Source organism: Acidiphilium cryptum JF-5 (assembly GCF_000016725.1).
GTDB classification, from domain to species: domain Bacteria; phylum Pseudomonadota; class Alphaproteobacteria; order Acetobacterales; family Acetobacteraceae; genus Acidiphilium; species Acidiphilium multivorum.
Genome location: NC_009484.1, coordinates 195,043 through 213,471 on the forward strand (window position 1 = coordinate 195,043; position 18,429 = coordinate 213,471).

The following is an 18,429-nucleotide window of genomic DNA, read 5'->3' on the forward strand; positions in this document are numbered from 1 at the left end:
GCAATCAGCGGAGCAAAAACATCCCCTCGACCTCGACCGCCGCGTTGAGCGGCAGCGAGGCGACGCCCACGGTCGAGCGCGCATGCCGCCCCGCCTCGCCGAAAATCGCCACCGCGAGGTCCGATGCCCCGTTCATCACTTTCGCGTGCTCGGCGAAATCCGCCGTCGCCGCAATGAACCCGCCGAGCCGCACCACCTGGGCAACGGCATCGAGTCCGCCCTCGACATGCGCCTCGATCTGCGCGAGCACGTTGATAAAGCAGGCCCGCGCTGCCGCAGTCCCGTCCTCGACCGTCACTCCGTCGCCGAGCTTTCCCGTCACCGCGAGCTTGCCGCCCGCGAGCGGCAACTGCCCGCTGACGATCGCCATTCCACCGGCGACCACCACCGGCACGTAATTCGCCACGGCCTTCGCCGCGGGCGGAAGGGTTATGCCGTTCTCGGCGAGGCGCGCGCGTATATCCATGGATCAGCTCACGAGTTTCAGGACGGGACGCTGGCGCTTCGGCCGGCCGGTTCCGGTCTCCGGCAGGTCCAGCGGCAGCAGCGGAGCGGCGGCATCGACACCAGCCGCATCGTCGGCAAGGTCGAGCGCCGCGAGATCGGGCCGCTGCGAATAGGTCGCGGCCAGGTGCCGGAACACATAGTCGAGGAGCGAGGTCGCCTGGCTGATCATTGCGTCGCCTTCCACCGCGCCGGCGGGCGCGAAGCGGGTGAAGGCAAATTCATCGACGAATTCATCCAGAGGCACGCCATGCTGCAACCCGATGCTGACCGCGCCGGCGAACGCCTCGGCCATGCCGCGCAGCGTTGCGGAGTCCTTCGGTAGCGAGATCATGATCTCGCCCAGCCGCCCGTCCGGATATTCACCGGTGCGCAGGAATAGCCGGTGCCCGCCCACCGAAACCTTCTGGGTGTAGCCGCCGCGGCGCGCCGGCAGCTTGCCGCGCCCGGCGGAGGCCGCGCGCGGCGCGGGGAGGGACGGCACCTCGGGCAGGATGGCGCAGACCGGTGCGATGGCCTCGCGCATTGCGGCGATGCCGGCGGCATCGGTCACGCCGAACGGATCGGCGCCGGCCAGGCTCGCGGCCAGCGCCGACTCGGCCGTACGGCCGGAGGCGGCAAGCCGCGCCCGCGCCCAGCGGGCGAGCCCGCCCTCGGAGTCCAGCGCCGAGAGCGGTGCTGCGATCCCAACCGTCTCGACGTCGAGCAGCATCTCCACCGGCCCCGGCGGCAGCAGCCCGGTCAGGCTGCGATGCTGGCGCAGGCCGCACGCCAGGGCCCGCTCGCGCGCGTCGAGCAAGGCGGCGCGCAGGCCGGGCTGGGCGCAACTGGCGGGAACCGGAACCGGCGTGATGGCGCATCCCGGCGCGATGCCCCGCGCCAGCAGCCCGGCCGAGGTGATATCCGCATGGGCGGCGAGCAGCGCGCCGATCGTCGCGGCCACGTCGCGCGCCGTGGGGCTCGCGTAATCGATATCGAGGCGCGCCAGCAGCAGGGCGAGGTCGGCCATGCCGAGTGCGAGGCGCTGGGCCGAAGGTTGCGCCAGCGAGAGGGCGAGCACCGCGTGTTCGACCGCCTCGCCGAACGCGGCGGCGTCGAACATGCCGCTCTCGTCGAGGAACTGGGGCAGGTTGAAGACGAAGCCAGGCACCGGCTCGGCACGGCCCTGCCAGATGCCAGGGCTCGGCGCGGCGCGGCGCGTTGCGACCAGCCGGTGCAGCGTGGACGCGACATCCTCGCCGCGACCCAGACGCTCCGCGGCGGCGGCAAGCGGCGCGATCCAGGCATCGGCCGCCTGGTCGACCCCGATCATCGAGCGATCGGCGCGTAGCGCCACCAGCCCGGCGGCGGCCTGATCGCTCCAGTCGGCGGGAATGATGGCGGGTTCGGGTGCGGCATCGGGATCGATCCCGATCTCGACCCGTTTGAGCCGGATGCCGCGCCACGCGCGGTGCGGTGTCGGGCGATGCCTGCTGGCGGGATCCTTCCTCATGCCCTCAGCCTAACGTGTTCCTCATGGGGTTTCCAGCGGCGGTCGGCGTCATCTTGTGGAAAATTCAGGTCACGGCCACAAAATCTTGTGGATAAGCCGGGGGGCACATGTGCCGGCGCGCGGATGGACCGATCCGACCGTCTCCTGTATAGCAGGCGGCATGAACGAACACCGTGATACGGCAGATGCGTCAACGGTTCCGACGCTGGCTTCGCTCGGCGGTCTGCGCCGGCTGATCGCCAATCCCGGGCTGACGTTGCACACGCTTCGCCACGGCCTGATGGTAGGGCAGGACAGTTTCGGCAATCGCTATTTCGAGGAACGCAGGGCCAGCAGGCCCGACGGCCGCAAGCGCCGCTGGGTGATCTATGCCTGCGGCGCGCGGGAAGCCTCGCTAGTGCCGCCCGAATGGCATGCCTGGCTGCATTTCACGACCGACGCCCCGCTCTCCGAGGCTTCGCGCCGCCCCTGGCAGAAGCCGCACCAGCCGAATCTGACGGGAACGCCTGGTTCCTACCGGCCGCGCGGCCACGATTATCGCGGCGGCACGCGGGGGATGGCCACGGGCGATTACGAATCCTGGACGCCGGAAGGCTGAGCGGCAAGCTGCTGCGCCGGAAGCCGGAAAGGGTGAGATGAAGAATCGGGTATCGGAAATCATCGCGGGCCTGGTCGTGATCGTCGCGGCCGCCGTCTTTCTCGCCTATGCGGCGTCGCGAACGCGCACCGTCGGCGGCACGGGATATGACTTGCGCGCGAGTTTCGGCAGCATCGGTCCGCTCACCGTCGGCTCTCCGGTCAAGATCGCCGGCGTCACGATCGGCGAGGTGACCCGCACCTCGCTCGACCCGCAGACCTATGCCGCGATCGTACAGTTCCGCATCCAGCCGGACGTCAAGATTCCGAAGGATAGCAGCGCGGCGATCGAGAGCGCGTCGCTGCTGGGCAGCGATTATCTTTCGATCTCGCCCGGCGGTTCCGAAACCATGTTGAAGCCCGGCCAGGCAATCACCGCAACGCAGTCGGCCATCAACATCGAATCGCTGCTCGGCAAGTTCGTCTTCAGCGCCGCAAACCTGGCGACCTCGACAGCGAAGGCGAACGGCGGCGGCACTTCGGCACCGGCCCCGAAATGAGCCTCCGTCGCGCCGGCGCCGTCGTTCTGGTGGTCGCGATGTTCGCGGCGCTGCCGGGCCGCGGACTTGCGCAGTCCGGTCAATCGGTGGTGACAGTGCCGGAGGCCCCGCCCGTCGCCTCGGCGCCGAGCCCAGCCATGCCGGATGGCGCGCTGCCGGCGCCGGACCTACCGAACGCGCCCACCTTGCCGGGTGACCAGGGCGGCGCCTTTGCAGGACCTGCAACCCCGAAAGGGTCGCAGGCGACGCCGCCTGCGCCGCCGAAACAGGTCAAGCCGATCTGGGATCCGCGCCAGGCCGCGATTCTCGACGTGCTTGAGAAGGCCGATGGCGCGGTGAACCGGATCATCGCGCCCGTCGGGTCGAGTTTCACCGAAGGCGCGCTGCGGGTGACGATCGGCGCCTGTGTCGTCCGCCCGGCCGACATGCCGCCGGACGCTGCGGTATACATGACCGTGCGGCACGGCATGGCTGCCCCCGACCTGTTCCGCGGCTGGCTGATCCGCTCCGAGCCCGGCGCCACCGTGGTGGGTGACGCTGCGGTGACATTCCGCCTCATCGGTTGTTCCGCTGGCTGATCGCGGATATTTGTCCGTTCCGGATTGGTAACTTAAATCGCAATGACCGATTGTTAACCGTTTCGGCGGTCACGCCGGCAGGATCCGTCATTGTAACGACATAATTCCGCACCAACCTTCCCAGCGATTACACAACCGCATGGAGGCCACATGACCCATCGCTCGATCCTCTGCACCGCGTGCTGCGCTGCCGCGCTCGCGCTTGGCATGCAGGCGGCGCGGGCCGCGAATCCGCCGCCCGTGACCGGACCCTATGTCGATCTCGGCATCGGCACCAACCTGATGCAGAACCAGAAATACGATTTTGCCCAGCCGAACGGGGCGCGGGGCGGCAATCTGCTGTTTCGCCCCGATTATGCCGGGCAGCTCGGCGTCGGCTACGGCCTCGGCAACGGGTTCCGGGTCGAGCTCGACACCAATTTCTTCCGTAACAACGCCGTGAAGGCCGACGACAATGTCGAGGGCAAGAACCGCGCCTATGGCGGGGTCAACACCTACGGCTTCATGGTCAACGGGTATTACGACATCCCGACCGGGACCAATTTCGTGCCCTTCATCGGCGCGGGCCTCGGGTATCAGTGGCAGAAGTTCCAGCATATCGGCGTGGCGGACCCGTCCGGCGATGTTTATGGCGGCACGTATGGCAGCCTGGCCTATGATCTCAGCGCCGGCGTCGCCTATGACCTGCCGCAGGTTCCGGGACTCGCGGTAACGGCGCAATACCAGTACATGTCGCTGGTCCATAATCGGAAATACAATGATACCGGTGCCGTGCCGAATACCCAGATCAATGTCGGCCAGTCGGGCAATCACACGTTCCTGATCGGCCTGCGCTACGAGCTGTTCCCGCCTGCGCCGCCGGCTCCGGCCGCGGCTCCCGCGCCGACGCCGGTTGCGGCTCCGGCTCCGGCTCCGGCCCGCACTTACCTGGTGTTCTTCAACTGGGACAAGGCGAACCTGACGCCGCGGGCGCAGCAGATCGTCTCCGAGGCGGCGAAGGCGTCGCAGACCACGAAGGTGACGCGTCTGAACGTGAACGGCTATACCGATACCTCGGGTGCGCCGGCCTACAACATGAAGCTGTCGCTGCGCCGCGCGCACAACGTGGCGGCCCAGCTGGTTGCGGATGGCGTGTCGAAGAACGACATCGTGATCAAGGGCTATGGCGAGACGCACCTTCTGGTGCCGACCGGCCCGAATGTTCGCGAGCCGCAGAACCGCCGCGTGGAAATCATCCTCCACTGAGCAAGGCCTGCGGATCGGATCAGGAAACCCCGGCGGAAAGCCGGGGTTTTTTTGTCATTGGCCAAGGATCTGGGAAACGTCGTGATATTGTCACATCGCGTTCCGGTCTGTGGTTTTGGAGCAACACCAATCCGGAAATACGGGGCGTCAACGTTCAAGCCCTCCTGCATCGGCAGGGGCGATGCTAAATGTCCGTCGACGGAAGCTTAACCGTTCGATCAGCAAACAGGCTCCGGCGCACGAGGAGAGACGAAAATGAAATTGCGCACGACACTTCTGGCGGCGACGATCATCGCGGCTCCCGCCCTGGTTCCGGCGGCGGCGATGGCTCAGCCGGTCACCGGCCCCTATGTCAGCCTTGGCCTCGGCTACAACATCATGGGCAGCCGCAAGGTGAAAAGCATCTCGACGCCGTACGGGGATTTTGCCTCGGGGGCGCGTACCCTCTTCCACAACGGGTTCACCGGCGAGGCTTCGGTCGGCTACGGCTTCGGCAACGGCTTCCGCGTCGAACTCGAGGGCGACTATTTCCACAATCAGGCCGCGAAGGTCGACGGGAACGGCGCGCAGGCGGTGGTATCCGGCACCGAGCAGAAATACGGCTTCATGGCGAACGCCCTGTATGATTTCGATGTCGGCGTTCCCTATGTCTATCCGTATGTCGGCGCCGGCGTCGGCTATCAGTGGCTGCAGTGGCGCAACGCCGGCGTGACGGGCGCGCGCTTCAACGGCACGCCCGGCGCCTTCGCCTACCAGGCGATCGCCGGTCTGGCCTTCCCGATCCCGGCCGCGCCGGGCCTGTCCGCCACCGTCGAATATCGCTACATGCGCACCATGGGCAGCGACAACTATCGCGCCACCGTCGGTGCTACACCGGTGACGATGAAGGTGGGCGACGAAGGCAACAATATGCTGATGGTCGGCCTGCGCTACGAGCTGTTCCCGCCTGCGCCGCCGGCTCCGGCCGCGGCTCCCGCGCCGACGCCGGTTGCGGCTCCGGCTCCGGCTCCGGCCCGCACTTACCTGGTGTTCTTCAACTGGGACAAGGCGAACCTGACGCCGCGGGCGCAGCAGATCGTCTCCGAGGCGGCGAAGGCGTCGCAGACCACGAAGGTGACGCGTCTGAACGTGAACGGCTATACCGATACCTCGGGTGCGCCGGCCTACAACATGAAGCTGTCGCTGCGCCGCGCGCACAACGTGGCGGCCCAGCTGGTTGCGGATGGCGTGTCGAAGAACGACATCGTGATCAAGGGCTATGGCGAGACGCACCTTCTGGTGCCGACCGGCCCGAATGTTCGCGAGCCGCAGAACCGCCGCGTGGAAATCATCCTCCACTGAGCAAGGCCTGCGGATCGGATCAGGAAACCCCGGCGGAAACGCCGGGGTTTTTTCATGCGTGGAACAAGGTCGCGAGGCGCTCGCGCCGGCTGGTCGTGATGCCGGAGGCGGCCAGGTAGGCGTCGATACCGCCCCAATCCCGGTCGATCGCGGTGAAGGCGCTGTCGAGATAGGCGGGATCGGTCCGGCCGAGCGCGTCGAGCGCGCCGGGATCGACCGTGTGGCCGAGCAGCTTGTTGAGGCTGCGCGCGATGTGCCTGGTTTCCTCGACGATATCGATGCGCCGGCCGGTTTCCTCATAATCGGCGAGGATCGCCTCCCGCCGCACGCCGAGAGCGGTGAGCAGCAGCGCGGTGGCGACGCCGGTTCGGTCCTTGCCGACATGGCAGTGCAGCAGGACCGGCACGCCCCAGCCGCTGGCCATCGCTTCTGTCGCGGCGGAAATCGTCGCGGCGAGCAGGGCGGGCAGGCTGGCATAGAGATCGAGCATCGCCCGCCGCGCGCCCGCCGCACCGGGTTGGCCGGCAAGGCGCAGGATCAGCGTCTGCATGCCGGCGGCGCTATCGGTGCTGGCGGGCATCTCGATGATCCGCGCCGGGGCGAGTGTGGGCCAGCGCGAGGCGAAGCGCTTGCGTTCGCCGCTGCTGCGAAGGTCGCAGACCAGGCGGATGCCGAGCGCTTCGAGGCGCTTCAGGTCGGCCTCGTCGAGGCCGGACAGCTGGCCGGAGCGGAACAGCCGGCCCGGCCGCAGCGTGCCGCCCCCGGTCAGTGGCAGTGGGCCTACATCGCGGAAATTCGGCGCGTTGGCGAGGGTCGTCACGCTGGGATCAGTGCCGCGGCGTGTATTGCTCCATCCGGCGGAACTCGTCCGACTCGACGATGCCGCAGGTCAGCACGACGATCGGCTGCGCCGCCGGATTCTGGCGGGCGAAGGTGACCAGCGCCGTCTGGTCGGGCTGGCCGAGCACCTGATCGAACAAATGCTGGCTCGCGGCGCAGAAATCGGAACCCTGATGGATGCCGGCGGTGGACTGCGCGTTCGCGAGATTGGTCACGTAGCTGTCTTCGTAATGCTGATAGGCGCGCCCGTGCCGGGCCCGGAAATAAGCGTCCAGAACATGCTGCTCGCGCAGGATGTAGGGATGAAAGCGCGTCATGAACTGATCGTACTGGCTGCGCTGGCCACAGGTGAGGGCCGAGACCATCAGCGTGCTTTTCAGGCCGATGATGTCGAGCGCTTCCTGGTTCTGCGGCGTGACGCAGGCGGACGCATTGCCGGTAATGAACGCGGCGGCGAACAGGAGCGGGGCGATCCGGCGCATGCAACCTCCCAACGGAACAACAAAAGGCGGCCGCACAAGATCGCGACCGCCTTCAGATAGGCCCGGAAGCCTCGGGAAGTAAAGAAAGTTCAGGTTAAATTCCGTGTCAGGCGGCGATCTCGCTGAATTGCAGGACCGGCTGGACGTTGGTGAAGTTGGCGATGTCGCCCATTACCTCGGGGCCATGCGCCTGCACGGCCTTGCCGAAGGCCTCAAGGCTTTCGAACTGGAGCGTGGTGATGACGGCGTAGGGCGGAGCCGCGCCATCCGGCCCGTTGACGCCATGCAGCACGGTGGCGCCCTTGAGGCCCATCGATCCCCAGCGGTCGCCGACCAGCTTCATGTGCTTGTCGTGGTAATAGGTGGTGTCGAAGGTCGAGGTGGCGGTCTTCGGATACAGAACGGTAATCGCGATCATATGATGTCCTCCCTAGGCTTCAGTCTTGCCCGGGCACGGCGGCAATGCAAGGGGCGTGCGGGTTACACCCTGGCCACGCGCAGCGCGTTGGTCGTGCCGCTCTGGCCGAAGGGGACGCCGGCGACGACGACGATTTCTTCGCCCGGCTGGGCGAAGCCCTCCTGCCGCGCGACCTTCGCCGAAAGGGCGACAGCCTCGGTCATCGAGCCCACGTCCTGCGTGACCACGGCATGCACGCCCCAGACCGCCGCGAGGCGGCGGGCGGTGTCCAGACTGGGTGTCAGGCCGATCACGGGGCAGTCCGGCCGCTCGCGGGCGACGCGCAGCGCGCTGGCGCCGGAACTGGTGAAGGCGACGATGGCGCGCGCGCCGATCGTGTGCGCGACCTGTTCGGCGGCACGGGCGATGGCATCGGCCGAGGAAGGTTCGGGGTCCGGCCGCTTGGCGTCGATCGTCCGCCGCCAGTCATCGTCCCGCTCCACCCGGGCGACGATGCGGTCCATCATGTTCACCGCCTCGCGCGGATACTGGCCGGCGGCACTCTCGGCCGAGAGCATCACCGCATCGGCGCCGTCGAACACCGCGGTCGCCACGTCCGATGCCTCGGCGCGGGTGGGGGCGGGGGCGGAGATCATGCTCTCCAGCATCTGCGTCGCGACGACCACCGGCAGGCCGCGCTGCTGGGCGGCGCGGATGATGCGCTTCTGCACGATCGGCACTTCCTCGGGCGGCAGCTCGACGCCGAGATCGCCGCGCGCGACCATGACGGCATCCGTCGCGTCCATGATCTCGTCGAGATTGTCGAGCGCCTGGGGCTTTTCCATCTTGGTCATCACCAGGGCGCGGCCGGCGGCGATCTCCTTCGCCTCCAGCACGTCGGCGGCGCGCTGGACGAAGGACAGGCCGATATAGTCGATGCCGTGTTCGAGCGCGAAGGCGAGATCGGCGCGGTCCTTCTTCGTCAGCGCCGGGATCGGCAGCACCACGTCGGGCACGTTGACGCCCTTGCGGTCGGAGAGCGGGCCGCCGGTGACGACCTCGGTCAGCAGGTGGTCCTCGCGCTTGCGCAGCACCCGCAGGCGCAGCTTGCCGTCATCGAGCAGCAGGGTGGCGCCGATGCTGGCGGCCTCGATGATCTCGGGATGCGGCAGGTTGACGCGGCGGGTATCGCCGGGGGCGGGGTTGAGGTCGAGCTGGAATTCGGCGCCGGTCTGCAACTGCACGCGTCCGCCGCGAAACTGGCCGACGCGCAGCTTCGGCCCCTGCACGTCGGCGAGGATGCCGATCGGCCGGTCGAACTTCCGCTCCAGCGCGCGGATCATCTGCAGGCGCGCAAGGTGATCCTCATGCGTGCCGTGGCTGAAATTGAGCCGGAACACGTCGGCGCCGGTCTCGAAGAGCTGCGACAGTATCTCCGGCGTCGAACTTGCCGGCCCGATGGTTGCAACGATTTTCGTGCGCCGATGACGCCGCAGCCTGGATGCCATGCTGGTCCCCTCTGAATCTGTCCGCCTGCCAGGTCCCGATGACCGGGTTATCGTGTCGCGCCGTGACCGGCGTCGTGATAAACGTCTCTATGGCAAACATGCGCGGCGATGACCACCTGCCGCACGCGTAAGGAGACCGTTTCAATGGACAACGACCGATTCGACGATGCCACCCGCACCGAACTCGAGGCAGCGGCTTTCCGACGTCTGGTCGCGCATCTGCGCGAGCGGACGGATGTGCAGAATATCGACATGATGAACCTTGCCGGCTTCTGCCGGAACTGCCTTTCGCGCTGGTACCGCGAGGCGGCGGAGGCGCGCGGCCTGGAGCTGAGCGATCCGGATGCGCGCGAAATCGTGTACGGCATGCCCTACAAGGAATGGCAGGCGCGCCACCAGACCCCGGCCAGCGACGCGCAGAAGGCGGCCTTCGAGGTCGCGAGCCGGCAGGGGCATTGACCGGCGCGGGCGCGCGCTCTATCCCGCGCGTCCGACCGATCCGACGGAGGAGCACAGATGGCGTTCGATGCGGCAGAGACCCAGGAAGACAATGCGAGCCACGGCAATATCGCGGCCGACCGGCTGCGCAGCATCGTCGAGCGCATCGAGCGGCTCGAGGAGGAGCGCAAGGCGCTGGGCTCGGACATCAAGGACATCTATGCCGAGGCGAAATCGGCCGGCTTCGATGTCAAGGTGCTGCGTCAGCTCATCCGCCTGCGCAAGCAGGAGCCGGCCGAGGTCGAGGAGCAGGAAATGCTGATCGACGTCTATCGCCGCGCGCTCGGCATGTGAGTTGAGGGGGCGGCGCGCACCTGGCGCCGCCCGACCTGTGATCGCCGGCTCAGCCCCGGCGCAGCAGGGTTGCCGCTTCCACCGCGAAATAGGTGAGCACCCCGGCGGCGCCGGCGCGGCGGAAGCCCATCAGCGTTTCGAGAATGCCGCGCTCGCGGTCGAGCAGCCCGTGTTCCATCGCGGTGGCGAGCATCGCGTATTCGCCGCTCACCTGATAGGCGAAGGTCGGCACCGCGAAGCGCTCGTGCACGCGGCGGATGATGTCGAGATAGGGCATGCCCGGCTTGACCATCACCATGTCGGCGCCCTCGTCGATGTCCATCGCCACCTCGCGCAGCGCCTCGTCGGTGTTGGCGGGGTCCATTTGGTAGGTCTTCTTGTCGCCCTTCAGCGCCGCGTTGGAGCCGAGCGCCTCGCGGAACGGGCCGTAGAAGGCGGAGGCGTATTTGGCGGCGTAGCTCATGATCCGCGTGTCGATCAGCCCCTCGGAATCGAGGGCGGCGCGGATGCTGCCGATCCGCCCGTCCATCATGTCCGAGGGCGCGATCACGTCGATCCCGGCGAGCGCCTGGTTCACCGCCTGGCGTTCGAGGATCTCGACCGATTCGTCGTTGGCGACATAGCCTTCGCGCAGCACGCCGTCATGCCCGTGATCGGTATAGGGATCGAGCGCCACATCGCCGATCAGGCCGAGCTCGGGGAATTCGCGCTTGAGCAGCCGGGCGGCCTGGCAGATCAGGTTGTCCGGGTTCAGCGCCTCGGTGCCCTCGGGGTTCTTGAGCTCGGGCGGGGTGGCGGGAAACAGGGCGATGGCCGGAATACCGAGCCGCGCCGCCGGCTCGACATGGGCGGCGAGGCGGTCGAGCCCGACCCGCACGACACCCGGCATGGTGGCGACCGGCGTCGGCTCGCCATCGCCGGCGCGGACGAAGATCGGCCAGATCAGATTGTCCACCGACAGCGTGGTCTCGGCGACCATGCGCCGCGTCCAGCCATCGCGGCGGTTGCGGCGCAGGCGGGTGGTCGGAAAGCTGCCGGTGATCATTGCTGCTCCTCGTGCTCGTTACACACCTAGTCGAATTGCGCATGGAAGGGGCCGGCGCAAGGGGCGCAGGCTGCGCTGCGCCTATGCGTTGCCGCCCTCGATCGCGTCGATCACCGCCGCCGTTACCTCGGCCGTGGTGGCATCGCCGCCGAGATCGCGGGTGCGGATGCCGGCCGCCGTCACCCGTTCCACCGCCGCCATCAGCCGCCGCGCCGCATCCGCCTCGCCGAGATGCTCCAGCATCTGCGACGCCGTCCAGAACGCGCCGACCGGATTGGCGATGCCCTTGCCGGTGATGTCGAAGGCGGAGCCGTGGATCGGCTCGAACATCGAGGGGTAGTTCCGCTCCGGGTTGACGTTCGCCGTCGGTGCAATGCCGATCGAGCCGGCGAGTGCGGCGGCGAGGTCGGAGAGGATGTCGGCGTGCAGGTTGGTCGCCACCACCGTGTCGATGCTCGCCGGGGCGTGCACCATGCGGACGGTCATCGCATCGACCAGCATCTTGTCCCACGTCACCTCCGGGAAATCGCGCGCTGTCTCGGCGGCGACCTCGTCCCACAGCACCATGCCGTGGCGCTGCGCGTTCGACTTGGTGACGACGGTGAGGTGCCTGCGCGGGCGCGACGCGGCGAGGGCGAAGGCGAAGCGCATGATCCGCGCGACGCCGGCGCGCGTGAAGATCGCCACCTCGGTCGCGACCTCCTCGGCGTGGCCGCGATGCGAGCGGCCGCCCTGGCCGGCATATTCGCCCTCGCTGTTCTCGCGCACGATCACCCAGTCGAGATCCGCCGGGGCGCAGGCGCGCAGCGGCGAGTCGAGGCCGCGCAGCACCCGGGTCGGGCGGACATTGGCATACTGGTCGAACCCCTGGCAGATCGCGAGGCGCAGACCCCAGAGGGTGACATGGTCGGGGATGTCCGGCGCGCCGACCGCGCCGAAATAGATTGCGTCGAAGGCCTTCAGCCGTTCCAGCGCGCCGTCCGGCATCATCACCCCGTGGCGGCGGTAGTAATCCGAGCCGTAGTCGAACGCCGTGACGTCGAGCGCGAAGCCGCTGTCGCGGCGGGCGAGGGCGTCGAGCACGTCGAGCCCGGCACCGATCACTTCGGGGCCGATGCCGTCGCCGGGAATCGAGGCGATCCGGTAGGTCTTCATGGGCGCTTGCTCCTCTGCCCGTGGGTGAACCGTTGCGCGCCGGGCCGGCTTGCCCGAAGGGCGGGCGCGGCGCATCGTCGGCTGCGGTAACATGTCTCGCGCCGGGGCAAAACCGGTGGCAGCGGAGGGCGTGCGGCGATGACGCGGGCAGGATGAAGACGGATGCGGGCATGATCGCCCTCGGGCATACGGGGTTTGCCGCCTGGCTCATCCTTGTCGGGCTCGGCTTCTTCTTCGGTCTGGCCTACGAGGATTTCAACGCCCGCGCTGGCAGAAGCAGGCCGGGCGGGGTGCGCAGCTTCCCGTTGCTGGCGCTGGCTGGCGGCGTGCTCTACGCGCTCGACCCCGCGCCGCCGCTGCTGCTCGGCGTCGGGCTCGCCGTGCTCGGTCTCTGGCTTGGCCTCTATTACTGGCGCGGCATGGAGGAACTCGCCCCGGACGGCTCGCGCAATGTCGGGCTGATGGCACCGCTGTCGAACGTGCTCGCCTTCCTGATCGGCCCGCTGGCGCTGGCCGGGCCGTTCTGGATGGCGGTGGGGCTTACCGTCGCGGCGACGCTGCTGCTGACGGCGCGCGAGACGCTGCATTCGCTGGCGCGCGGGATCGACCTCGCCGAGATCGTCAATGCCGGGCGATTCCTGCTGATCACCGGCCTCGTGCTGCCGCTGCTGCCCGACCGGCCGGTGACGACGATCACCAGCGTGACCCCGTACGAGGCGTGGCTCGCGATGGTGGCGGTCTCGTCAATTTCCTATGCCAGCTATCTGCTGCGCCGCTATGTGGTGCCGCGCGGCTCGGGGCTCTTGGTCGCCTTTCTCGGCGGCATCTATTCCTCGACCGTGACCACCGTGGTGCTCGCCCGCCGCGCCGCCGCCGAGGCGGCGGCGGTGGTCGAGGCGCAGAGCGGCATCGTGCTGGCGAATGCGGTGATGTATCCGCGCCTGCTCGTGGTGATCCTGCTGTTCGATCCGGCGATGGCGCTATCGCTCGCGCCGTGGATGCTCGGGGTGGGCGCGCTCGGCGGGCTGATCGCACTCGTCTGGTATCGCCTGCGCAACCACGCGGCGACGGCGCCGCCGGCGATCGCCGATGTCTCCAACCCGCTCGGCCTCGGCACGGCGGCGACGTTCGGGGTGCTGTTCGTCGTCGTTTCCATCCTCGCCTCGGTGACGATGCGGGCCTATGGCAGTTCCGGCCTCTACACCCTGGCCGGGATCGTCGGCGTGACCGACATCAACCCGTTCATCATCAGCCTCGCGACGCATGGCGCGGGCGCGGCGCCGGACCCGGTGGAGATGGAAGCCGTGCTGATCGCGACCGGCTCGAACCACATCTTCCAGGCGATCTATGCCAGCGCCTATTCCCGCTTCAGGACCGGCGCGCCGCTGGTGGCGTTCATGGTGCTGATGGCGGCGGCGAGCCTCGGCGCGGCCATTCTGGTGCATTGACGCCGTTTATCGCCCGGGCGCAGGGTGTGGTGAGGCGTTCCAACCGCGACCGCGGAGGGATGTGATGGCTGAGAGCGGAACCCGGCATGCCGCCGCGGCGGCAAAGGCGCATCCGCCGCGGCTGCGGACGCGCACGGCCTGGCGGCGGATCGTTGCCGCGCGTTGCGCCGAGCTCGGCCGGGACGATGTGGACGATGTCGAATCGGTGCACCGGCGCCGGGTGGCGATCCGTCGGCTGCGCAGCGTGCTCGCTCTTTTCGCCCCCTGTCTCGACCGCGCCGAACGGCGGCGGTTCGACGCCGCGCTGCGCGAACTCGGCCGCGCATACAGCCCGGCGCGGGACTGGGACGTGGCGTGCCTGAGATCCTTCCCCGCGGCGATGAAGGGGGAGGTTGATGCGGCGGCGGCGGCGGCGGTGCTCGCGGCGTCGGACGCGGCGCGGCGACAGGCGCATGAGCGTCTGGCAGCGAGCGGGGCGGCGTCGGAATGCGCGGATCTCGCCCGGGACATCGCGCGCTGGGCAGCCGGGCCGTCCATCATCGCGCCGGACGCGACGAGCCGGCCGATCGACGTGCTGGCGCCTGAACTGCTCCGCCGGCTCGACCGGCGGGTGCGACGGCGCGGGCGGCGGATCGCCCGCCTGTCGGACAAGGAGTTGCACGCGCTGCGCAAGGCGCTGAAGCGGGCGAACTACGCCGCCGAGGCGCTGGAGGGTGTGGCGCCCGGCCTCGCACTCGGGGATTTCCGCGCCGCCGCCGCCGCGGTGCTCGACCAGCTCGGCCGGTTCAACGATGCCGGGGTCGCGCATGACCTTGCGGAAGAGCTTGCGGCTGACGATGTGCCTGTGGCGTCCCTTGTGCGGCGCTGGGCGACACGCCGCGCGCGGAAGGCGAAACGCCGTCTGGAACCGGCATGGCGGGACTATCGCGCCGCCTCCCGTCCCTGGAAGTGAGCCGCGCCGAGGTGGCGGTGGGGGGCGCAGCACTGGTATGATGCGCCGGCCCGAGTCGGCGCCGCTTGCGCGCCCGAACGCCAGATCGGAGTGATCGACATGGATATCCCGGCAGACTTTTCCGCTTCCCTTTCCTCCGTGATCGACACGATGGCGCCGATCTCGGCGCAGATCTGGGATGCAAAATACCGGCTGAAGGACGAGGCCGGCGAGCCGGTCGACCGCACCGTCGAGGACACATGGCGGCGTGTCGCCCGCGCCCTGGCGGAAACCGAGCGCGAGCCCTCAAGCTGGGAGGCGCCGTTCTACGAGGCGCTGCGCGATTTCCGCTTCGTCCCCGCCGGGCGGATCATTTCCGGCGCCGGCACGGCGCGGCGGGTAACGCTGTTCAACTGCTTCGTGATGGGCGACATCGAGGACGATCTCGGCCGGATCTTCGCCCATCTGCGCGAGGCGGCGCTGACCATGCAACAGGGCGGCGGCATCGGCTACGATTTCTCCTCGATCCGGCCCAAGGGCGCTGCGGTGCGCGGGGTCGGCGCCGATGCGTCGGGTCCGCTCTCGTTCATGGATGTGTGGGATTCGATGTGCCGCACCATTATGTCCGCCGGGGCGCGGCGCGGCGCGATGATGGCGACAATGCGCTGCGACCATCCCGACATCGAGGCCTTCATTGCCGCCAAGCGCGAGCCTGGGCGGCTGCGCAACTTCAACCTCTCGGTGCTCGTCACCGACGATTTCATGCGCGCGGTCGAGGCGGATGCGGCGTGGGATCTCGTGTTCGAGGGCAAGGTCTATCGCACGCTGCAGGCGCGGGCGCTGTGGGAGGCGATCACCCGTGCGACCTATGATTACGCCGAGCCGGGCGTGATCTTCATCGACCGGATCAACAAGCGCAACAACCTCTATTACTGCGAGACGATCCACGCGACCAATCCCTGCGGCGAGCAGCCGCTGCCGCCCTATGGCGCCTGCCTGCTCGGCTCGATCAACCTCGCGCGGCTGGTGCGCGATCCGTTCGGCTCCGGCGCGCGGATCGACGAGGCGGAGCTTGCCGAACTCGTCACCATTGCGGTCCGCATGCTGGACGACACGATCGACGCCTCCGGCTTCCCGCTGGAGGCGCAGCGCGAGGAGGCGGTGGCCAAGCGGCGCGTCGGCCTCGGCATGACCGGGCTCGCCGATGCGCTGATGATGTGCGGCCTGCGCTACGGCACGCCGGAGGCCGCCGCGCGGGCCGGCGACTGGGCGCGGCAGATCGAGCGCGCCGCCTATCTCGCCTCCGCCGCACTCGCCGCCGAGAAAGGCGCGTTCCCGCTCTACGACGCCGCGCAATACCTCGCCGGCGAGACCATCGCCGGGCTCGACGAGGATGTCCGCGCCGCCATCGCCGCGCACGGAATCCGCAACGCGCTGCTTACCTCGGTCGCGCCGACGGGGACGATCTCGCTGCTGTCGGACAACGTGTCGAGCGGGGTCGAGCCGGTCTTCGCCCTGGCCTATACCCGCAAGGTGCTGCAACGCGATGGCAGCCGGCGCGAGGAGGAGGTCACCGACTACGCGCTGCGGCTGTTCCGCGCGAAGTTCGGCGAGGGGGCGCCGCTGCCCGCGCATTTCGTCACCGCGCAGGAGCTGACCCCGGCCGAACATGTGCGGATGCAGGCGGCAGTGCAGCGCCATGTCGACAGCGCGATCTCCAAGACGGTGAACGTGCCGGAGGATATCGGCTTCGAGGCGTTCCAGGAGGTCTATCTCGACGCCTATCGCAGCGGCTGCAAGGGTTGCACCACCTATCGACCGAACGCGGTGACCGGCTCGGTGCTGGAGGTCGCACCACCCGCGGATGCAAAGCCGGCGGTAGCCGCGCCCGCGACCACCGCCGCCGGGCTGCTGGTGCGCGCCGACAAGCTGATCGGTGCCACCTACAAGCTGCGCTGGCCGGATAGCGAGCACGCGATGTACGTCACGATCAACGACATCGAGCAGGACGGGGTGCGCCGGCCATTCGAGGTGTTCGTCAACTCGAAGAATCTCGAACATTACGCCTGGGTGGTGGCGCTGACGCGGATGATCTCGGCGGTGTTCCGCCGGGGCGGCGAGGTCGCTTTCGTGGCCGAGGAGCTGAAGCAGGTGTTCGACCCGCGCGGCGGGCAGTGGAGCGGCGGGCGCTACGTGCCCTCGCTGGTCGCGGCGATCGGCGACGTGATCGAGCGGCACATGGTCGAGACCGGGTTCCTGGTGCCGCCATCGAGCCAGCAGCGCGTGGCGGAAGCGCCGGCCACAACCCCGCTCGGCGCGCTCTGCCCGAAATGCAGCCAGCCCGGCCTGGTGCGCGAGGCGGGCTGCCTGAGCTGCCTGCATTGCGGCTGGTCGAAATGCGGCTGACGGGCCGGGCGTAAGCCTTATTCGGCGGCTTCGTCCAGAGCGCGGCGGGCGGTTGAGCCGCGGATGACGCAGCGCCCGCCGAGCACGGTCTTGCGCACCGGGGCTTCGGGCGCATCGAGCCTTTCGAGCAGAAGGCGCATCGCCTCCTCGCCGATCTGTGCCACCGGCTGTTCGATGACGGTGATGCCCGGACCGACGAGGTCGGTCCAGCTTTCATTGTCGAAACCGGCGATCGCGAGATCCTCCGGCATGCGCCGGCCGGTGGCGCGCAGGGCGCGGACCACGCCCATCAGCAGCAGGCCATTGCTGGCGATCACCGCCTCGGGCAGGTTGCCCTTTGCGAACCAGCGGGCGATTTCCTGCTCGGCAGCCTCGATGCTGGGGGCGATGAAGCGCGACGACGGCGAGAGCCCGGCGCGGAGCATCGCCGCCTCGTAGCCGTCGCGCCGTTCCACGCCGGTGGTGCTGGCATTGCCGAACAGCCCGGCGATGCGCCGGTAGCCCTGGCCGGCAAGGTGTTCGACCAGCATCGAGCCGGCGGCGAAATTGTCGAGCACCACGGCATCCTGCGCGCTGGCGCGGCCGGCGCGGTCGATCAGCACCATCGGAAAGGACGGGCGCGGCCCCTGGTCGAGCCGCTCCACCGAGGCGCGGGTCGGCGCGAAGATCACCCCGGTGACGCGCTCCTGCTCCATGAGCTGGAGATACATCGCTTCCTTCTCGGGGTTCTCGTCGGTATTGCACAGGATGACGCGCAGGCCGGCGCGGTAGGCGGCGTGCTCGACGGCGCGGGCGACGGCGGTGAAGAAGGGGTTCGAGATATCGGCGACAATCAGCCCGACCGTCTGCGACTCCTGCGAGCGAAGGCGGCGGGCGGACAGGTTGGGCCGGTAGCCGGTGCGGCGCACTGCCTCCTCGACCTTGTCGCGCAGCGCCGCACTGACGGGGCCGCCGCCGAGCGTGCGCGAGACCGTGGCGGGCGAAACCCCTGCGGCACGGGCCACATCCTTGATACTGACGGCCATCGGGGCGTTGTCTTTCGTGCCTGCCAGAGAAAAAATTCTGGAAATCGTTCTCAGAAACTGAGCATGAAACTGGCTGTTTCCGCAAGGAAAAATCAGCAGGTCAC

19 protein-coding genes are annotated in these 18,429 nt (G+C 68.6%); 10 read left to right on the forward strand and 9 right to left on the reverse strand.

Features of this window, described 5'->3' with window-relative positions:
* Positions 1–4 precede the first annotated feature (4 nt).
* Together ACRY_RS03275 and ACRY_RS03280 are read right to left on the reverse strand one after the other, a co-directional pair.
* Positions 5–466, reverse strand: coding sequence for a RidA family protein (locus ACRY_RS03275; protein WP_007423032.1), 462 nt, complete (start codon positions 464–466; stop codon positions 5–7).
* Between the two features lie 3 nt (positions 467–469).
* The gene (locus tag ACRY_RS03280; protein WP_011941325.1) at positions 470–1,996 is read right to left on the reverse strand and encodes a hypothetical protein; all 1,527 of its coding nucleotides are present in this window, start codon (positions 1,994–1,996) and stop codon (positions 470–472) included.
* A 160-nt stretch (positions 1,997–2,156) separates the two neighbouring features.
* Between ACRY_RS03280 and ACRY_RS03285 the strand changes: the two genes are divergently transcribed.
* From ACRY_RS03285 to ACRY_RS03305, 5 genes are all read left to right on the forward strand, one after another.
* Complete coding sequence (locus ACRY_RS03285) at positions 2,157–2,594, forward strand: NADH:ubiquinone oxidoreductase subunit NDUFA12 (protein WP_269214168.1); 438 nt, start codon at positions 2,157–2,159, stop codon at positions 2,592–2,594.
* A gap of 37 nt (positions 2,595–2,631) precedes the next feature.
* Positions 2,632–3,132 carry an outer membrane lipid asymmetry maintenance protein MlaD gene (gene mlaD / locus ACRY_RS03290; RefSeq protein WP_011941327.1) on the forward strand — a complete coding sequence of 167 codons (501 nt, stop codon included), beginning with the start codon at positions 2,632–2,634 and terminating at the stop codon, positions 3,130–3,132.
* Positions 3,129–3,710, forward strand: a complete 582-nt coding sequence (locus ACRY_RS03295) for a DUF2155 domain-containing protein (RefSeq protein WP_007422385.1) — start codon at positions 3,129–3,131, stop codon at positions 3,708–3,710. Before mlaD ends, ACRY_RS03295 begins: the two co-directional genes overlap by 4 nt.
* A gap of 150 nt (positions 3,711–3,860) precedes the next feature.
* Positions 3,861–4,955 (forward strand): OmpA family protein, encoded by a 1,095-nt coding sequence (locus tag ACRY_RS03300; protein ID WP_011941328.1) that lies wholly within the window; start codon positions 3,861–3,863, stop codon positions 4,953–4,955.
* 255 nt (positions 4,956–5,210) lie between these two features.
* Positions 5,211–6,296: an OmpA family protein gene (locus ACRY_RS03305; protein WP_011941329.1), complete on the forward strand. Its 1,086-nt coding sequence runs from the start codon at positions 5,211–5,213 to the stop codon at positions 6,294–6,296.
* A 52-nt stretch (positions 6,297–6,348) separates the two neighbouring features.
* Here the strand turns inward: ACRY_RS03305 and ACRY_RS03310 are convergent, their stop codons facing one another.
* The 4 genes from ACRY_RS03310 to pyk all read right to left on the reverse strand — a co-directional run bounded on the left by ACRY_RS03310 (position 6,349) and on the right by pyk (position 9,523).
* On the reverse strand, positions 6,349–7,116 hold the full coding sequence (locus ACRY_RS03310) for a tyrosine-protein phosphatase (protein WP_011941330.1): 768 nt from the start codon (positions 7,114–7,116) through the stop codon (positions 6,349–6,351).
* Between the two features lie 7 nt (positions 7,117–7,123).
* Positions 7,124–7,618: a hypothetical protein gene (locus tag ACRY_RS03315; RefSeq protein WP_011941331.1), complete on the reverse strand. Its 495-nt coding sequence runs from the start codon at positions 7,616–7,618 to the stop codon at positions 7,124–7,126.
* Between the two features lie 106 nt (positions 7,619–7,724).
* On the reverse strand, positions 7,725–8,036 hold the full coding sequence (locus ACRY_RS03320; protein ID WP_007422241.1) for an EthD family reductase: 312 nt from the start codon (positions 8,034–8,036) through the stop codon (positions 7,725–7,727).
* 62 nt (positions 8,037–8,098) lie between these two features.
* Positions 8,099–9,523, reverse strand: coding sequence for a pyruvate kinase (pyk, locus tag ACRY_RS03325; RefSeq protein ID WP_011941332.1), 1,425 nt, complete (start codon positions 9,521–9,523; stop codon positions 8,099–8,101).
* 144 nt (positions 9,524–9,667) lie between these two features.
* Here pyk and ACRY_RS03330 point away from each other — a divergent pair, with 144 nt between their 5' ends.
* Complete coding sequence (locus tag ACRY_RS03330) at positions 9,668–9,982, forward strand: DUF1244 domain-containing protein (protein ID WP_007422239.1); 315 nt, start codon at positions 9,668–9,670, stop codon at positions 9,980–9,982.
* A gap of 57 nt (positions 9,983–10,039) precedes the next feature.
* Positions 10,040–10,315, forward strand: coding sequence for a DUF2312 domain-containing protein (locus tag ACRY_RS03335; RefSeq protein WP_007422238.1), 276 nt, complete (start codon positions 10,040–10,042; stop codon positions 10,313–10,315).
* A 49-nt stretch (positions 10,316–10,364) separates the two neighbouring features.
* Here ACRY_RS03335 and hemB read toward each other — a convergent pair whose 3' ends face one another.
* Positions 10,365–11,360 (reverse strand): porphobilinogen synthase, encoded by a 996-nt coding sequence (gene hemB / locus ACRY_RS03340; RefSeq protein ID WP_007422237.1) that lies wholly within the window; start codon positions 11,358–11,360, stop codon positions 10,365–10,367.
* A gap of 81 nt (positions 11,361–11,441) precedes the next feature.
* Positions 11,442–12,515 (reverse strand): tartrate dehydrogenase, encoded by a 1,074-nt coding sequence (locus ACRY_RS03345; protein ID WP_011941333.1) that lies wholly within the window; start codon positions 12,513–12,515, stop codon positions 11,442–11,444.
* A gap of 170 nt (positions 12,516–12,685) precedes the next feature.
* On the opposite strand from ACRY_RS03345, the gene ACRY_RS03350 reads away from it, so the two are divergent.
* The 3 genes from ACRY_RS03350 (at position 12,686) to ACRY_RS03360 (ending at position 17,300) form a co-directional block, all read left to right on the forward strand.
* Positions 12,686–13,963, forward strand: coding sequence for an MgtC/SapB family protein (locus ACRY_RS03350; protein WP_231295327.1), 1,278 nt, complete (start codon positions 12,686–12,688; stop codon positions 13,961–13,963).
* Positions 13,964–14,027: 64 nt separating this feature from the next.
* A complete protein-coding gene (locus tag ACRY_RS03355) occupies positions 14,028–14,915 on the forward strand; it encodes a CHAD domain-containing protein (RefSeq protein ID WP_011941335.1) in 888 nt (295 codons plus the stop codon).
* Between the two features lie 99 nt (positions 14,916–15,014).
* A complete protein-coding gene (locus ACRY_RS03360; protein WP_011941336.1) occupies positions 15,015–17,300 on the forward strand; it encodes an adenosylcobalamin-dependent ribonucleoside-diphosphate reductase in 2,286 nt (761 codons plus the stop codon).
* A 17-nt stretch (positions 17,301–17,317) separates the two neighbouring features.
* On the opposite strand, the gene ACRY_RS03365 is transcribed toward ACRY_RS03360, so the two are convergent.
* Complete coding sequence (locus ACRY_RS03365; protein WP_007422232.1) at positions 17,318–18,325, reverse strand: LacI family DNA-binding transcriptional regulator; 1,008 nt, start codon at positions 18,323–18,325, stop codon at positions 17,318–17,320.
* Positions 18,326–18,429 lie beyond the last annotated feature (104 nt).

Coding starts and splice junctions, on each gene's coding strand:
- ACRY_RS03275 (WP_007423032.1), bottom strand. CDS start 466: ATGGATATACGCGCGCGCCTCGCCGAGAACGGCATAACCCTTCCGCCC.
- ACRY_RS03280 (WP_011941325.1), bottom strand. CDS start 1,996: ATGAGGAAGGATCCCGCCAGCAGGCATCGCCCGACACCGCACCGCGCG.
- ACRY_RS03285 (WP_269214168.1), top strand. CDS start 2,157: ATGAACGAACACCGTGATACGGCAGATGCGTCAACGGTTCCGACGCTG.
- mlaD (WP_011941327.1), top strand. CDS start 2,632: ATGAAGAATCGGGTATCGGAAATCATCGCGGGCCTGGTCGTGATCGTC.
- ACRY_RS03295 (WP_007422385.1), top strand. CDS start 3,129: ATGAGCCTCCGTCGCGCCGGCGCCGTCGTTCTGGTGGTCGCGATGTTC.
- ACRY_RS03300 (WP_011941328.1), top strand. CDS start 3,861: ATGACCCATCGCTCGATCCTCTGCACCGCGTGCTGCGCTGCCGCGCTC.
- ACRY_RS03305 (WP_011941329.1), top strand. CDS start 5,211: ATGAAATTGCGCACGACACTTCTGGCGGCGACGATCATCGCGGCTCCC.
- ACRY_RS03315 (WP_011941331.1), bottom strand. CDS start 7,618: ATGCGCCGGATCGCCCCGCTCCTGTTCGCCGCCGCGTTCATTACCGGC.
- ACRY_RS03320 (WP_007422241.1), bottom strand. CDS start 8,036: ATGATCGCGATTACCGTTCTGTATCCGAAGACCGCCACCTCGACCTTC.
- pyk (WP_011941332.1), bottom strand. CDS start 9,523: ATGGCATCCAGGCTGCGGCGTCATCGGCGCACGAAAATCGTTGCAACC.
- ACRY_RS03330 (WP_007422239.1), top strand. CDS start 9,668: ATGGACAACGACCGATTCGACGATGCCACCCGCACCGAACTCGAGGCA.
- ACRY_RS03335 (WP_007422238.1), top strand. CDS start 10,040: ATGGCGTTCGATGCGGCAGAGACCCAGGAAGACAATGCGAGCCACGGC.
- hemB (WP_007422237.1), bottom strand. CDS start 11,360: ATGATCACCGGCAGCTTTCCGACCACCCGCCTGCGCCGCAACCGCCGC.
- ACRY_RS03345 (WP_011941333.1), bottom strand. CDS start 12,515: ATGAAGACCTACCGGATCGCCTCGATTCCCGGCGACGGCATCGGCCCC.
- ACRY_RS03350 (WP_231295327.1), top strand. CDS start 12,686: ATGATCGCCCTCGGGCATACGGGGTTTGCCGCCTGGCTCATCCTTGTC.
- ACRY_RS03355 (WP_011941335.1), top strand. CDS start 14,028: ATGGCTGAGAGCGGAACCCGGCATGCCGCCGCGGCGGCAAAGGCGCAT.
- ACRY_RS03360 (WP_011941336.1), top strand. CDS start 15,015: ATGGATATCCCGGCAGACTTTTCCGCTTCCCTTTCCTCCGTGATCGAC.
- ACRY_RS03365 (WP_007422232.1), bottom strand. CDS start 18,325: ATGGCCGTCAGTATCAAGGATGTGGCCCGTGCCGCAGGGGTTTCGCCC.